Below are 16,034 nucleotides of genomic sequence, written 5' to 3'. Positions count from 1 at the left end.
GATATGGCCAACAAGGACAAGGACCGCGCTATCGTCGTCAAGCGCGCGGCGCCCAGGAAGACCGGCCATCACGGCGGCGCCTGGAAGCTCGCGTACGCCGACTTCATGACCGCGATGATGGCGTTCTTCCTGTTGATGTGGCTCTTGAGCTCCGCATCGACGGTGCAGCTGCGCGGGATCGCCGAGTACTTCAACCAGCCGCTCAAGGTGTCGCTGCTGGGCGGCGATCGCAGCGCCGAAGACTCGAGCATCCTGAAAGGCGGCGGCCGCGACATCTCCACCGACCAGCAGGGCATCACGCGCCAGAGCGACGGTTCAACGGCGCGCGCCGAGAAAACGGCCGCGCATAACGACGAAGAGTCGGTCAAGGAGATGCAGGGTTCGCTGGAACGTCGCGAGCAGGTTCGTCTGCATGACCTGCAGGTGAAACTGATGGCCGCGATCGAAGCCAACCCGGTGCTGCGCCAGTTCAAGCAGCAGATCCGCATCGATTCGACGCTGACGGGTCTGCGCATCGAGATCGTCGATTCGCAGAAGCGGCCGATGTTCGCCACCGCCCGGGACATTGTCGAGCCGTACATGCGCGACATCCTGCGCGAAATCGGCAAGACGCTGAACGACGTGCCGAACCGCATCGTCGTGCAGGGTCACACCGACGCCGTGCAGTACGCCGGCGGCGAGAAGGGCTACAGCAACTGGGAACTGTCGGCGGACCGCGCGAATGCGTCGCGTCGCGAACTGATCTCAGGCGGCATGGATGAAGCAAAGGTGCTGCGCGTGCTCGGTCTCGCGTCGACGCAGAACCTGAACAAGGCCGATCCGCTCGACCCGGAAAACCGCCGGATCAGCATCATCGTGCTGAACAAGAAGTCAGAAGAAGCGTTGATGCGCGACGACACGACGACCACGACGCTTTCGTCGGATGCAGCGGGCTCCTCGAAGCAGCCGCTCTTGCAGAAGATTGCGCAGCCGGTGACGGTTGCACCCAGGACGGCGCCGGTAGCGGCGACGCAGTAACGAAGTAAAGGCGGTTGTCTGGCCCGCTTTCGCGCCGGGGCGGCGCGGCAGGCCGGACAGCCCACAAGAAGCGCAACGAGGTTTTCATGATCAGGCACATTCTGGCAATCGACGATTCGGCAGCGATGCGGGAGATTCTCTCCGCAACGCTGACGGCGGCCGGCTATCAGGTGACGCTCGCGGCCGACGGCGAAGCAGGGTTCGAGAACGCGCTGGCCATGCCGTTCGACCTCGTGCTGACGGACCAGCATATGCCGGGCCGTAGCGGCCTCGATCTGATTGCAGCGCTGCGCGGCAACCCGGCGTATCAGACAACGCCGATCCTTGTGCTGACGACCGAATCGGGCGATGCATTCAAGGCGGCGGCGCGCGACGCAGGCGCGACCGGCTGGATCGAAAAGCCGCTCGACCCCGACATGCTGACCGAGCTGGTCGCGGCGCTCGCCGTACCCAGCAACGTCTGAGCGGCGACGGACAAAGCGAAACAAGACACAGCCCAGCCCAGACAGGATCTCTCGCGGTGACCCAGGCATGACACTCGACATCACTCAGTTCTATCAGACGTTCTTCGACGAAGCGGACGAACTGCTCGCGCAGATGGAGCAGCTGCTGCTCAATCTCGACATCGGCCATCCGGATCCTGAAGACCTCGCGGCGATTTTCCGCGCGGCGCACTCGATCAAGGGCGGCGCGGCGACCTTCGGCTTTACCGCGCTCACCGAAACGACCCACATTCTCGAATCGCTGCTCGACCGCGCACGCAATAACGAACTCGTGCTGCGCAAGGACATGATCGACACGTTCCTCGAAACGAAGGACGTGCTGTCGGGCCAGCTCGCGGACTACCGCGCAAGCGCCGAGCCGGACGCGGCGATCGCGAAGGCGATCTGCGCGCGTCTCGAATACCTCTATAACGAAAGCCGCGGCGTGCTGCCGGCAGGCGCGACGCCGCCGGCCGCAGCGCCAGCAGCGGCTCCGGTGCAGGCGCCGGCGCTGGTTGAAGCGTCGCAGGGCACGCGGCCGCCTGAGCATGTGGTCGACCAGGCCGTGCAGGAAGTGGGAGAAAAGTCGGATAGCGCAGCAGCTGCTGCACCGGCCGCCGCCAATGCGGGCGGCCCGCATCTGAAGATTACGCTACGGGGCGTAGGTGAGAAGGACCAGGAACTGCTGACGGAAGAACTCGGCAACCTGGGGCATATCGTCGGACAGGTGAAGACAGGCGGCGACTTGACGCTGTGGCTCGAATCCGATGTGTCGTCCGACGACATCGTCGCTGTGTGCTGTTTCGTGATTGACGACAGTCAGATCGAAATCGGCCGCGGCGCAGCGCCGGTGGACGAGTCGCAGCAGGGCGAACCTGGAGCGCCCACGGCTGCAGCTCCGAATCCGGTGGACGCAGAAAGCACGGCAGACGGAGGCGCGGGGGCGCCGGCCGCCGCCGTGTCGAACGTGGCAGATGGCGCGGAGCCGGCAGCAGCGGCGCCCGCGTTTGTGGCGCCCGCAGCAGCCGCCGTTGCACCGGCTGTTGCTGCGGCGCCGGCGCCGGCAGGCGGTACCGAAGCAGAACGCAAGGCAGCCGCCCGTCCGGCGGCGGCCAACGGCGCGGAAGGCAGTTCGATCCGCGTCGGCGTCGAAAAGGTAGACCAGCTGATCAACCTCGTCGGTGAACTGGTGATCACGCAGGCCATGCTGGCAGAGACCACCAGCACCTTCGACCCGGCGTTGCACGACCGCCTCTTCAACGGCATGGCGCAGCTCGAGCGCAATGCGCGCGATCTGCAGGAAGCGGTGATGTCGATCCGCATGATGCCGATGGATTACGTGTTCAGCCGCTTCCCGCGCCTCGTGCGCGATCTCGCGGCGAAGCTTGGCAAGGAAGTGGAACTCGTCACCTTCGGTCAGGCGACCGAACTCGACAAGAGCCTCATCGAACGCATCATCGATCCGCTGACCCACCTCGTGCGCAACAGTCTCGATCACGGCATCGAGACGGTGGAAGCGCGTCGTGCGGCAGGCAAGGATTCGACCGGTCAGCTGGTGCTGTCGGCTGCGCATCACGGCGGCAACATCGTGATCGAAGTCAGTGACGACGGCGCCGGCCTGCGTCGCGACAAGATCCTCGCGAAGGCCGCGAAGCAGGGCATGCAGGTCAGCGAAACCATGACCGACGAAGAGGTCTGGAACCTGATCTTCCTGCCGGGCTTCTCGACCGCCGAGCAGGTCACCGACGTCTCCGGCCGCGGCGTCGGCATGGATGTGGTGAAGCGGAACATCCAGTCGATGGGCGGTCACGTCGAGATCACGTCGCACGCGGGTAAAGGCAGCACGACACGGATTGTGTTGCCGCTCACGCTGGCGATTCTCGACGGCATGTCGGTGAAGGTGGGCAGCGAGATTTTCATCCTGCCGCTCAACTTCGTGATGGAGTCGCTCCAGCCGAAGGCCGAAGACATCTACAGCGTCGCCGCGGGCGAACGCGTGGTGCGCGTGCGTGGCGAATATCTGCCGCTCGTCGCGCTTCACGAAATATTTTCCGTCGACGAAGCGAAGGTCGACCCGACGCAGGGCATCGTCACGATCATGCAGACTGAAGGACGGCGCTTTGCGATGCTGATCGACGAACTGGTCGGCCAGCAGCAGGTCGTGGTGAAGAACCTCGAAACGAATTACCGCAAGGTGCACGGCATTTCCGCCGCGACCATTCTCGGCGACGGCAGTGTCGCGCTGATCGTGGACGTCGCGGCGCTGAACCGCGAAAACCGTGCAGCGCACGGTGCCCTGAACACCCTTTCTTAACCTATCAACTCACCCAACCGTTTGGGGGCTAACGTGGCAGAAGTCCAATCCATCAATTCGACCGTGAGCGGCGCGAACGGCCGCCGCGATGCAGGGCAGGCCGACGCCGGCGGGCAGGAATTCCTGGTCTTCACGCTCGGCGCGGAAGAATACGGCATCGACATCCTGAAAGTGCAGGAAATCCGCGGCTACGACAACGTCACGCGCATCGCGAACGCGCCCGAGTTCATCAAGGGCGTGATCAACCTGCGCGGCATCATCGTGCCGATCGTCGACATGCGCATCAAGTTTCACCTTGGCCGCGTCGAGTATGACCATCAGACCGTCGTGATCATCCTGAATGTCGCGCATCGCGTGGTCGGGATGGTGGTCGATGGTGTGTCCGACGTGCTGACGCTCGCGACCGACCAGATCATGCCCGCACCGGAATTCGGCGCGACGCTGACCACGGAGTATCTGACCGGCCTCGGCACGGTCGACGGCCGCATGCTGATCCTGATGGACATCGAAAAGCTGATGACCAGCCGGGAAATGGCACTGATCGAAGCGCTCGGTAAATAAGCGCTGCGGCGCGGATATGTAGACAGGTAAACGGGAGAAATGACGATGCTGGGCAAGTGGTCGATCCGCACCTCGCTGACAGCGGTGGGCGTCGTTCTGGTTGCGCTGACCGTGGTGGTCGGCGGACTTGGACTGGCGGCGCTGAACCGCGCGAGCCAGTCGCTTGACTCGATCGCGCGTGGCGATCTGGTCGCGATCCACGCGCTCGACGACGCGTCGGCGTTCATGTTGCGCTCGCGCATTACGCTTAACCGCTTCGACGCGGTGACGGCAGCCGGCAATACGGACGACGCGAAGAAGATCTTCGAGCGCGCGCAGGAACTGCTCAACAAGTCGAACGACGCGTGGCAGGCGTATCTCGCCGCACCGAAGAACGGCGTCGACGCAGCCCTGCTCGACGACCTGCTCGCCCGTCGCGCGGCCGTGATGCGCGACGGCGTGGATCCGGAATTCGCCGCGCTGCGCGCCGGCGACCTCGCCGGTTATCACGCCATTGCGGACATGAAGATCAGCCCGATGTTCGTCGCGTACGACAACGCGGCCGTGCCGGTCCTGAAGGCGCTGCAGCAGAGCGCCGTCGACGGCCAGGAAGCGTCGCAGGCGAACATCTCGACGATGACGGCGCTCATCATCGGCGTCACGGTGCTGGCGCTCGTGATGGTTGTGCTGATCCGCTTCGCACTGCGCGGCCTGATCGTGCAGCCGCTCAACGACGCGGTCGTTGCGTTCGAGCGCATTGCTTCGGGCGACCTGACGCAGCCGATCGAGGTGTTCAGCACCAACGAAATCGGCCGTCTCTTCAGCGCGATCAGGAACATGCAGGACAGCCTCGCGACGATGGTCAAGTCCGTGCACAGCAGCACTGGTTCGATCGACACCGGCGCGCGCGAAATCGCGATGGGCAACACCGATCTGTCGCAACGTACCGAGCAGCAGGCGGCTTCGCTGCAACAGACCGCATCGAGCATGGAGCAGCTGACCGGCACCGTGCGCCAGAACGCCGAGAACGCACGCCAGGCGAGCCAGCTGGCCGTCAACGCGTCGGATATCGCGACGCGCGGCGGCGACGTGGTGAGCCAGGTTGTCAGCACGATGCAGGACATCGCGACGAGTTCCAACAAGGTCGTCGACATCATCGGCGTGATCGAAGGCATCGCGTTCCAGACCAACATCCTCGCGCTGAACGCAGCCGTTGAAGCGGCCCGCGCCGGCGAGCAGGGCCGCGGCTTCGCGGTCGTCGCAGGTGAGGTGCGCAGCCTCGCGCAACGCAGCGCGAGCGCGGCGAAGGAAATCAAGGAACTGATCGGCACGTCGGCCGACAAGGTTCAGAGCGGCTCGGTGCTGGTGGGCCGTGCCGGCACGACGATGGACGAGATCGTGCAGGCCGTGCGCCGCGTGACCGACATCATGGGCGAGATCAGCGCGGCTTCGGAAGAGCAGTCGACCGGCATCGAGCAGGTCAACCGCGCCGTCGTGCAGATGGACGAAGTGACGCAGCAGAACGCGGCGCTTGTCGAAGAAGCGGCAGCGGCGGCTGCATCGCTCGAAGAGCAGACGCGCCAGTTGCAGACCGTGGTCGGCGGCTGGCGGGTGACAGGCGGCATGCACGAACAGCAGCGCAGCAGCGTGACGCGACCGCAGCGCGCACGCGCGCCGGTGATGCCGTCGGCCGCGAAGCCTGCAACGCATGTGTCACCGGCGGCGGCCGTTGCGTCGGCCGCTCCGGCAGCCCACGCAGCGAAAGCGCAGACCCACATCACCACGGCACCCGCAGCAGCACCGGCTGCGAAGCCGGAATCCGCGGCGCTACGTACCGAACCCGCAGTGAAGAAAAAACCCTCAGCAGGCGCTGGTGAACCGGCAGCGCGTCCGGCAGCGGCCGCGTCCAGCACAGCCGGCTCCGACGCCGACTGGGAAACGTTCTAGGAAATGGCGGTCAGGCATGATGGCAACACGCGCAGAGCAGCGGTCCGAACGGGCCGACGCGGGTCGCTCCGGCGACCAGGCACGTGACTTCGAGTTCACGTCGGCGGATTTCGCCCGCATCCGCGAGCTGATCCACCGCAGCGCGGGCATTTCGCTGTCGGACCACAAGCGCGACATGGCGTACAGCCGCCTCGCGCGGCGCCTGCGCGCCCGCGGGCTCGAAAGCTTCAAGTCATATCTCGACATGCTCGAATCGGCAAACGATCCGGCCGAGTGGGAAGCGTTCACGAACGCGCTGACCACGAACCTCACGGCGTTCTTCCGTGAAGCGCATCACTTTCCGATCCTCGCCGACTTCGTGAAGAAGCGCAGTTCGCCGGTGTCGGTGTGGTGTTCGGCGGCGTCGACGGGTGAAGAGCCGTATTCGATCGCCATGACGCTGATCGAGGCGCTCGGCGACAGCGCGGCGCGTAGCGCCACTGTGCACGCCACCGACATCGATACGCAGGTGCTCACGAAGGCCGAAGCCGGCATGTACCAGTTCGATCAGGTGAAGCACCTGTCGCCGGAACGGCTGAAGCGCTTCTTCCTGAGAGGCACCGGCGCGCATGCCGGCATGGTGAAGGTGCGTCCGGAAGTGCGCGCAATGGTCCGCTTCGAGCAGCTGAACCTGACCGATCGCGACTACGCATTGCGCTCGCCGTTCGACGCGATCTTCTGCCGCAACGTGATGATCTATTTTGACAAACCGACGCAGTCGCACGTGCTGTCGCGCTTCGAGCCGCTCGTGAAACCGGGCGGGCTGCTGTTTGCCGGCCACTCGGAAAACTTCACGTACGTGACGCAGGCATTCAGGCTGCGCGGCCAGACGGTCTACGAACTCACGCGCGATGTCAGCGGCGCGCGCGGCACCTCGCGTGCAGCGACGTCGCATGTTTCGACTTCGGCGAAGGGCGAGGTAAGCGTATGAGCAGCACCCTGCCGATCGCGACCAATCACTACTTCGACAATCACTTCCAGCGTCCAGGCGTCAAGCTGCTGCCGAACGAGTTCTACACGACCGGCGACGACATGGTGCTCGTCACCGTGCTCGGCTCGTGCGTGGCGGCGTGCATCCAGGATCGCACAGCGGGCATCGGCGGCATGAACCACTTCATGCTCCCCGATGACGGCGCCGACGTCGTGCAGGCCGGGTCGGATTCGATGCGCTACGGCGCGTACGCGATGGAAGTGCTGATCAACGAACTCATCAAGGCCGGCGGCCGGCGCGAGCGCTTCGAAGCGAAGGTGTTCGGCGGCGCGGCTGTGCTCGCCGGCATGACGACGATGAACATCGGCGATCGCAACTCGGAATTCGTGCGTCGCTATCTGGCGCTGGAAAAAATCCGCATCACCGCCGAGGACCTGCAGGGCGGGCATCCGCGCAAGGTCGCGTTCATGCCGCGCACGGGCCAGGTGATGGTGAAGAAGCTGCGTCTGCAGCAGGATCAGGGGGTCACCGAGCGCGAGCAGGCGCTCGCCCGGCAGACCGCCGAAGCGCGCGCCGAACGGCTCGCGCGGGCCCGCGAGCGGGTCGAACTCTTTGCGTCGCCGGCTGGCAGGCCTCGCATCGAGCTGTTCGGCGCCAGTCCGGCAGCAGGCGCGACAGCAGGCGTGTCGACTGCCGCCGCGAGAGCCGCCGCACCGACGAAGCCGCGCATCGAACTGTCTGGCGCGACGCGCCTGACTAACCAGAACAACGCCAGGACCGTAGAGGAGGCGTGACAGCCGTGCAGAAAATCAAGGTATTGTGTGTCGACGATTCAGCGCTGATCCGTAGCCTGATGACCGAAATTATCAACGCGCAGCCGGACATGACGGTCGTCGCGACCGCGCCGGATCCGCTCGTCGCGCGTGATCTCATCAAGCAGCACAACCCGGACGTCCTGACGCTCGACGTCGAAATGCCGCGCATGGACGGCCTCGACTTCCTCGAAAAGCTGATGCGCCTGCGGCCGATGCCGGTTGTGATGGTGTCGTCGCTGACGGAACGCGGCAACGAAATCACGCTGCGCGCGCTCGAACTCGGCGCAGTCGACTTCGTCACGAAGCCGAAGGTCGGCATTCGCGACGGCATGCTCGACTACGCCGAAAAGCTCGCCGACAAGGTTCGCGCCGCCGCCCGCGCCCGTGTGCGCCAGGCTGCGCCCGCGCCGCAACCGGGTGCGCATGCGCACGCACCGGCCGCGCCGGCGCCGCTCTTCAACAATCCGCTGCTGTCGACGGAAAAGCTGATCATCGTCGGCGCGTCGACGGGCGGCACCGAAGCGATCCGCGAAGTGCTCGTGCCGCTGCCGCCGGACGCACCCGCTGTGTTGATCGCGCAACACATGCCGCCGGGATTTACAAAATCTTTTGCGCAACGCCTCAATGGTTTATGTCGTATTACCGTTAAAGAAGCTGAGCACGGTGAACGTGTGCTGCCTGGCCACGCGTATATCGCGCCTGGCCACGCTCACCTCTTGCTGGCAAGGAGCGGTGCGAACTATATTGCGCATCTCTCCGACGAGCCGCCGGTGAACCGTCACCGGCCATCGGTCGATGTGTTGTTCCGCTCGGCGGCGCAGCATGCGGGCAAGAACGCCGTCGGCGTGATCCTGACCGGCATGGGGCGTGACGGCGCAGCGGGGTTGCTGGATATGAAAAAGGCGGGCGCTTACACGCTCGCGCAGGATGAGGCGAGCTGTATCGTGTTCGGGATGCCGCGCGAAGCCATTGCGATGGGCGCAGCGGACGAGATTGCATCGCTTTCCGACATGAGCCGGCGCGTGATGGCCCGTCTTGCGTCGATGGGCGACCGCGTACAGCGGGTATGATGCCCGCCTGGAACTGAACGAACAGGCGGACGCTCGCCGCACCTTCTAAGACAAGGGAAAGGGAATTGAAATGGATAAGGGAATGAAAATTCTGGTGGTGGACGACTTTCCGACGATGCGCCGGATCGTTCGCAACCTGCTGAAGGAGCTGGGCTACTCGAACGTCGACGAGGCGGAAGATGGCGCAGTCGGCCTCTCGCGTCTGCGTAGCGGCCGTTACGACTTCGTGATTTCCGACTGGAACATGCCGAACCTCGACGGCCTCGCGATGCTGAAGGAAATTCGCGCCGACGCGAACCTGACGCACCTGCCGGTGCTGATGGTGACGGCGGAATCGAAGAAGGAAAACATCATCGCGGCGGCGCAGGCCGGTGCGAGCGGCTATGTGGTCAAGCCGTTCACGGCGGTGACGCTCGACGAGAAACTCAACAAGATTCTCGAGAAGATGGCGAAGACGGGGAGCTGATTGTGAATGAGCCGACCGACGCGCAAGGCGCCGATACGCGGGACGACGGAAGCGACCTCGCAACCGACCGGATTCTCGCCCGCATCGGGCAACTGACGCGCAACCTGCGCGACTCGATGCGCGAGCTGGGGCTCGACAAGCATGTCGAGCGCGCAGCGGAAGCCGTGCCGGACGCACGCGACCGTCTGAAGTACGTCGTGACGATGACGGAGCAGGCCGCCGAACGCGTCCTGACCGCCATCGAGATCGCGAAGCCGGTGCAGGAGCAGCTGCAGCACGACGCGAGTGTCCTCGAGGCGCGCTGGGACGAGTGGTACGCCGCTCCCATTGAGCGCGAGGAAGTGCGCGCGCTGATGGGCGACACGCGCACGTTCCTGAAGAATCTGCCCGATTCGACCACGGCGACCAGTTCGCAGCTGCTCGAAATCATGCTTGCGCAGGATTTCCAGGATCTGACGGGCCAGGTCATCAAGAAGATCATGGACGTCGTGTACCTGATCGAGCAGCAGCTGCTCGGCGTGCTGGTCGAGAACATCGCACCGGAGCGGCGCGAACAGTTCGCGGCGACGGCGGCGGCGCTGGTGGCCTCCGAAGCCATGTCGCCGACCGGCAGCCCGGAAGGTCTGCTGAACGGGCCGCAGATCAACCCGGAAGGCAAGGCCGACGTCGTGCAGGATCAGGCGCAGGTCGACGATCTGCTGGCAAGCCTCGGGTTTTGATGCGAGCGCCGTCGCGTGGCATTCCGGCGGTCCCGGAATGCGCGCGGTTGATGTGGCGCTTCATTCCCTTCTGCCAGAACTGACTCTTTGAAAGGTTCCGCAGGCATACTACGACGACATGATGCCGGCGCGCGGTTCGCTACGCGAACGGCTGGCCAGATCCAGAGCTGCCGGTTCGCGTCTTTGCGAACCGCGTGGCCACTGTCAGGGAGAGCCTGAAATGTCGAAATCGAGTCGCCTCTCGCGCGCCGTTGCACTGGCGTCGCTCGGATTGTGCTGTACGTTGATCGTTGTCCGGTCCGCCCATGCGGGTCTCGGCGCCAGCCCGATGACGCCGCCCGCGGACGCTTCCACTTCTTCCCGCGTCGTGCAGGGCTCATCGGTCGTTGCGCGCTCTGCTTCTTCGTCCGCCTCTTCGGCGGCATCTTCCCCAGCTGCTTCGTCTCCGTCAGCTTCCTACACCGTCGTTGATACGACGTTCGGCAGCGGCACGGTCGTGCACGAGTACGTCTCGTCGTCGGGGACGGTGTTCGGTATCGCGTGGCAGGGGCCGCAGATGCCCGATCTCTCCGTGCTGCTCGGCAGCTATTTCCCGCAATACGTCGACGCCGTGAAGGCCGCGCGCGCAACCCTCGGCCGGCGCGGCGTGGCGTCGGTCAATCAGGACACGCTGGTCGTGCGCTCCGGGGGCCATATGGGCTCGTTCGCGGGTGTCGCGTGGCTGCCGAAGGCGCTGCCGGCAGGCGTCAGCGGCCAGGACATCCAGTGATCCCTTGATGACCAGGAGACGAAGCGTGCAAATCACATCGAAGCTCAAGGGATGGATGCAGGTCGCAGCCGTGGCCATCGGGGTGTCGCTCGTGGCGGCATGCGGCGGGGGCGGCGGCGACAACGGCGGCAACTCGAGCAACGGCGGCATCAATTCGCTGCCGGCCGGCCCGACGCAGCAGCCGATCGCGGCGGGTGCGGCGAACACCGTGGCGATCACCGTTGATAAGGGCCTCAAGAACGTCATCAACATCGCCACTGTCAGCGTGAAGGTCTGCGCGCCGGGGAGCACGGCCAACTGCCAGGTCATCGATCACGTGCAACTCGACACGGCCTCGTTCGGGCTGCGGATCTTAAGTTCGGTGCTCAATCCATCGCTGACGGCGGTGGGGGGCTTGCCGATAACAACCGTCAACGGCTCGCAGCAACTGGCCGAATGCACGCACTTCGCCGATGGCTTCACCTGGGGCACCGTGCGTACCGCCGATGTGATCATCGGCCAGAAGCAGGCGTCCAATCTGCCGATCCAGATCATCGGCGATATGCCGAACGCGGTGCCGGCAACCTGCACGGGCGTGCCGGAGAACACGGTGGACGATCTGCGCGTGAACGGCATCCTCGGCGTAGGCGTGATGCTAAACGACTGCGGCAACACCTGCGCGACGGCGCAGGCCTCAAGCAACTACTACGCCTGCACCGGCAACTCGTGCGCGCGGACGACGGTACTGAACCCGCAGCAGGTCACCAATCCGGTGCCGCAATTCATCGGCGACAACAACGGGGTGATCGTCCAGCTACCGCCGGTGCCGAATACCGGTGCGGCGTCGGCGCAGGGCACGCTCGTGTTCGGCATCAACACTCAGTCGAACAACTCGCTGGGGGCGGCACAAGCCTTCCTCTCCGACGGCGCCGGCGACCTGACCAGCAGCACGTTCAACGGCGCGACGGCAGTGGCGCTGTTCGATACGGGTTCAAACGGCTACTTCTTCAACGACACGACGCTACAGGCCTGCGGCAGCAACCAGCCTGGCTTCTACTGCCCGCCGACCGCGCAGACGCGCCCCTTCACGGTGAAGGGCGCCGGCAGCGCGACGGCGAACATCAACATGAACGTCGTCAGCGCGGCGACGCTGGTCGCGGGCGGCAGCAACTTCGCCTTCAACGACGTGGCGGGCGAGGGCATCAAGACAGGCTGGGTCGATCTCGGCCTGCCGTTCTTCTTTGGCCGCTACGTGTTCTTCGGCATGGCAACCAACGGCCAGCCACCGTTCATCGCGTTCTGATCCGGCGGGGCGGCGCCGGGGCGCAGTCCTTCAGCGCGCCCCGGAGCCCTGCCTGGCTTCTTTCGCGCTGGCCCGCCCGCGCGGGCTTTTCATCCCGCGAAATACCCCCCTTTCCCCGGCCTTATCCGTCGATCGTTGCTCGACTTCTGCAGGAATAATCGCTCTCACTGAAAAAGGGCAGGGTGCCCCGATCATCTGGAGAGCGCGTTGGCAGAGGATAGCGACCTCGAAAAAACCGAATCAGCCACTCCCCGGCGCATCGAAAAGGCGCGGGAAGAGGGGCAGGTTGCGCGTTCCCGGGAGCTTTCGACCTTTGCACTGCTGTCGGCGGGCTTTTTCGGCACGTGGGCGATGTCCGGCTCGATCGGCGATCACATGCAGACGATGCTGCGCGCGGCCTTCACCTTCGACCACGCGACCGTCTTCGAAACGCGCCGCATGCTGATCAGTGCGGGCGTCGCAGGTCGCGAAGGCCTGTCGGCGCTGTTCCCGATCCTCGCGCTGACGGGTGTCGCCGCGCTGCTCTCGCCGCTCGCGCTCGGCGGCTGGCTGATCTCGACGAAATCCTGGGAGCCGAAGTTCAGCCGGCTCAACCCGATCACCGGTCTGGGCCGCATGTTTTCGATCAACGGCCCGATCCAGCTTGGCCTGTCGTTCGCGAAGACGCTGGTGGTCGGCATCATCGGCGCGACCGCGATCATGAGTCATCGCGACGAAATCCTCGCGCTCGGGATGCAGCCGATGCACGAAGCGTTCGCCAACGCCGTTCATCTGATCGCCGTCTGCTGCGGAATGACCGTGGCCGGCATGGCGCTCGTCGCCGCGCTCGATGTGCCGTATCAGCTCTGGACGTACCACAAGAAGTTGCGCATGACGAAGGACGAAGTGAAACGCGAACACCGCGAAAACGAAGGCGATCCGCACGTGAAGGGCCGCATCCGCCAGCAGCAGCGCGCGATTGCGCGTCGCCGGATGATGTCGGAGGTGCCGAAGGCGGACGTCGTCGTGACCAACCCGACGCACTTCGCCGTCGCGCTGCAGTACACGGATGGTGAGATGCGCGCGCCGAAGGTCGTTGCGAAGGGCGTGAACCTCGTGGCCGCGCGCATCCGCGAGCTGGCCACCGAGAACAACGTGCCGCTGCTCGAAGCGCCGCCGCTCGCGCGGGCGCTGTATCACAACGTCGAACTGAATCGCGAAATTCCGGGCCCGCTGTACGGCGCGGTCGCAGAAGTGCTGGCGTGGGTCTACCAGCTCAAACGTTTCAAGGACGAAGGCGGCGAGGCACCGGTCGCACCGACCGAGTTCGACGTGCCCGCCGACCTCGACAAGGGCGGCGTCGCGGACGACGAAGCCGATCAGGAAGCCGCCGACGCGCTCGGCGATGAAAACGAAGGCAAGGGAGCCTCAGCATGAACGCACGCGTAGGGTTCCTTTCGCGACGGCCGGACGCATTGAGCGGCACCAACCTGCGCGCGCTCGCGGGTCCGGTGCTGATCGTCATGATCCTCGGCATGATGATCCTGCCGTTGCCGCCGTTCCTGCTGGATCTGCTGTTCACCTTCAACATCGCGCTTTCGGTGATGGTGCTGCTCGTCAGCATGTACACGATGAAGCCGCTCGACTTCGCGGCCTTCCCGAGCGTGCTGCTGTTCTCCACGTTGCTGCGTCTTTCGCTGAACGTGGCGTCCACGCGGGTCGTGCTGCTCGAAGGCCACACGGGCCCCGACGCGGCCGGTCAGGTGATCGAGTCGTTCGGTCACTTCCTCGTGGGCGGCAATTTCGCGGTCGGTATCGTCGTCTTCATCATCCTGATGGTCATCAACTTCATGGTGATCACGAAGGGCGCGGGGCGGATCGCGGAAGTGTCCGCGCGCTTCACGCTCGACGCGATGCCCGGCAAGCAGATGGCGATCGACGCCGACCTGAACGCCGGCCTCATCAACGAAGAACAGGCCCGCAAGCGGCGCTCGGAAATCTCGCAGGAAGCCGAGTTCTACGGCTCGATGGACGGCGCGAGCAAGTTCGTGCGCGGCGATGCGATTGCCGGCCTGCTGATCATGGTGATCAATATCTTCGGCGGCCTGATCGTGGGTGTCGTGCAGCACGGCATGGACTTCGCATCGGCGGGCAAGGTCTACACGCTGCTGACGATCGGCGACGGCCTCGTCGCGCAGATCCCTTCGCTCGTGATCTCGACGGCAGCCGGTGTGATCGTCTCGCGCGTCGCGACCAACGAAGACATCGGCACGCAGCTGACCGGCCAGCTCTTCACGAACCCGCGCGTGCTGATGATCACCGGCGCGATTCTCGTGCTGATGGGCCTGATTCCGGGCATGCCGCACTTCGCGTTTCTGCTGCTTGGCGGCGGCCTGATCCAGCTTGGCCGCACGATGAAAAAGCGCGCGTCGCAGAGCAAGACGGCCGCCGCGCTCGTGAACGTCGCGCCGGCCGCGCTCACGTCGACCGAGGCCACCGAAGCCAGCTGGGACGACGTGACGATGATCGACACGCTCGGCCTCGAAGTCGGCTACCGGCTGATTCCGCTCGTCGACAAGAATTCCGACGGCGAACTGCTCAAGCGGATCAAGAGCATCCGCAAGAAGTTCGCGCAGGAAATCGGCTTTTTGCCGCCGGTTATTCACATCCGGGACAACCTCGAATTGAGGCCGAATGGCTACCGGATTGCGCTGAAGGGCGTCGAAGTGGGTGTTGGTGAGGCATATCCGGGCCAGTGGCTCGCGATCAATCCGGGCCAGGTGACGGCCGCGTTGCCGGGCACGCCAACGCAGGATCCCGCTTTCGGGCTGCCGGCCATCTGGATCGATACGAACCTGCGCGAACAGGCGCAGGTGTACGGCTACACGGTGGTCGATTCGAGCACGGTCGTCGCGACGCACCTGAATCACCTGGTCGTCACGCACGCGTCGGAACTGCTCGGCCGTCAGGAAGTGCAGTCGCTGATCGAGCGGATGCAGAAGGACACGCCATCGCTCGTCGACGATCTGGTGCCCAAAATCCTGCCGCTCACGACGCTGCAAAAGGTGCTGCAGAACCTGCTGGAAGAAGGCGTGCCGATCCGCGACCTGCGCACGATTCTCGAATCGCTTGCCGAACACGCGCCAAAGATCACGGATGCGCACGATCTCACCGCGGCAGTGCGTCTCGCGCTGGGTCGCGCGATCACGCAGCAGTGGTTCCCCGGCTCCGGCGACATGCAGGTGATGGGCCTCGACGCCAACCTCGAACGTGTGCTGTCACAGGCGCTTGCGACCGGCGCGAATCCGGGCCTCGAGCCAGGTCTCGCGCATACGCTGCTGACGGAAGTGCAGAAGGCGATGACGCGTCAGCAGCATCTGGGCCTCGCGCCGGTGCTGCTCGTGCAGCATTCGCTGCGTGCGATGCTCGCGCGCTTCCTGCGCCGCAGTCTGCCCCAGCTGAAGGTGCTGTCTTACGCGGAAGTGCCCGATACGCGGCATGTGCGTGTCGCGAATGTGATCGGCGCGCAGGGTTGATTCCCCATGCCACGCACCTAATGCGCGAATTGCCTGCCTTTCCCGGTCTTTATCCACCGATGGCCGCTGGACTTATTTCGCAATAATCGCTCTCAATGGGAAGCGGTATGTTGCCGGTCCGTGAAGCT

Annotated in this window: 14 protein-coding genes; all 14 read left to right on the top strand. The window is 64.8% G+C overall.

Annotated elements, in window-relative coordinates; genetic code table 11:
• Positions 1-3: 3 nt before the first annotated feature.
• The 14 genes from motB (at position 4) to flhA (ending at position 15,906) form a co-directional block, all read left to right on the top strand.
• Positions 4-1,017, top strand: a complete 1,014-nt coding sequence (motB, locus tag P3T16_RS00680; RefSeq protein ID WP_429340803.1) for a flagellar motor protein MotB — start codon at positions 4-6, stop codon at positions 1,015-1,017.
• An 86-nt stretch (positions 1,018-1,103) separates the two neighbouring features.
• A complete protein-coding gene (locus P3T16_RS00675) occupies positions 1,104-1,481 on the top strand; it encodes a response regulator (protein WP_429258328.1) in 378 nt (125 codons plus the stop codon).
• Positions 1,482-1,548: 67 nt separating this feature from the next.
• Entirely contained in the window at positions 1,549-3,813 is a 2,265-nt protein-coding gene (gene cheA, locus P3T16_RS00670) for a chemotaxis protein CheA (RefSeq protein WP_429340802.1), read from the top strand.
• A 33-nt stretch (positions 3,814-3,846) separates the two neighbouring features.
• Positions 3,847-4,374 (top strand): chemotaxis protein CheW, encoded by a 528-nt coding sequence (locus P3T16_RS00665; protein WP_429258326.1) that lies wholly within the window; start codon positions 3,847-3,849, stop codon positions 4,372-4,374.
• Positions 4,375-4,419: 45 nt separating this feature from the next.
• Positions 4,420-6,300, top strand: coding sequence for a methyl-accepting chemotaxis protein (locus tag P3T16_RS00660; RefSeq protein WP_429340801.1), 1,881 nt, complete (start codon positions 4,420-4,422; stop codon positions 6,298-6,300).
• Between the two features lie 16 nt (positions 6,301-6,316).
• Positions 6,317-7,270 carry a CheR family methyltransferase gene (locus P3T16_RS00655; RefSeq protein WP_429340800.1) on the top strand — a complete coding sequence of 318 codons (954 nt, stop codon included), beginning with the start codon at positions 6,317-6,319 and terminating at the stop codon, positions 7,268-7,270.
• Positions 7,267-8,064, top strand: a complete 798-nt coding sequence (cheD, locus tag P3T16_RS00650) for a chemoreceptor glutamine deamidase CheD (protein WP_429340799.1) — start codon at positions 7,267-7,269, stop codon at positions 8,062-8,064. The genes P3T16_RS00655 and cheD overlap by 4 nt, the downstream gene beginning before the upstream one ends.
• Before the next feature lie 5 nt (positions 8,065-8,069).
• Complete coding sequence (locus tag P3T16_RS00645) at positions 8,070-9,155, top strand: protein-glutamate methylesterase/protein-glutamine glutaminase (protein WP_429340798.1); 1,086 nt, start codon at positions 8,070-8,072, stop codon at positions 9,153-9,155.
• Between the two features lie 70 nt (positions 9,156-9,225).
• Positions 9,226-9,621 carry a chemotaxis response regulator CheY gene (cheY, locus tag P3T16_RS00640; protein ID WP_090535160.1) on the top strand — a complete coding sequence of 132 codons (396 nt, stop codon included), beginning with the start codon at positions 9,226-9,228 and terminating at the stop codon, positions 9,619-9,621.
• Positions 9,622-9,623: 2 nt separating this feature from the next.
• Positions 9,624-10,340, top strand: a complete 717-nt coding sequence (cheZ, locus tag P3T16_RS00635; protein ID WP_429340797.1) for a protein phosphatase CheZ — start codon at positions 9,624-9,626, stop codon at positions 10,338-10,340.
• 220 nt (positions 10,341-10,560) lie between these two features.
• Entirely contained in the window at positions 10,561-11,109 is a 549-nt protein-coding gene (locus tag P3T16_RS00630) for a DUF2844 domain-containing protein (protein ID WP_429340796.1), read from the top strand.
• 25 nt (positions 11,110-11,134) lie between these two features.
• Positions 11,135-12,391 (top strand): DUF3443 family protein, encoded by a 1,257-nt coding sequence (locus P3T16_RS00625; protein WP_429340795.1) that lies wholly within the window; start codon positions 11,135-11,137, stop codon positions 12,389-12,391.
• A gap of 207 nt (positions 12,392-12,598) precedes the next feature.
• Positions 12,599-13,807, top strand: a complete 1,209-nt coding sequence (flhB, locus tag P3T16_RS00620) for a flagellar biosynthesis protein FlhB (protein ID WP_429340794.1) — start codon at positions 12,599-12,601, stop codon at positions 13,805-13,807.
• Complete coding sequence (gene flhA, locus P3T16_RS00615; protein WP_429340793.1) at positions 13,804-15,906, top strand: flagellar biosynthesis protein FlhA; 2,103 nt, start codon at positions 13,804-13,806, stop codon at positions 15,904-15,906. Before flhB ends, flhA begins: the two co-directional genes overlap by 4 nt.
• The last annotated feature ends 128 nt before the right edge of the window (positions 15,907-16,034 follow it).

This window comes from Paraburkholderia sp. GAS42, assembly GCF_050436565.1.
GTDB lineage: Bacteria > Pseudomonadota > Gammaproteobacteria > Burkholderiales > Burkholderiaceae > Paraburkholderia.
This window is presented reverse-complemented; position numbering and strand designations above follow the sequence as displayed.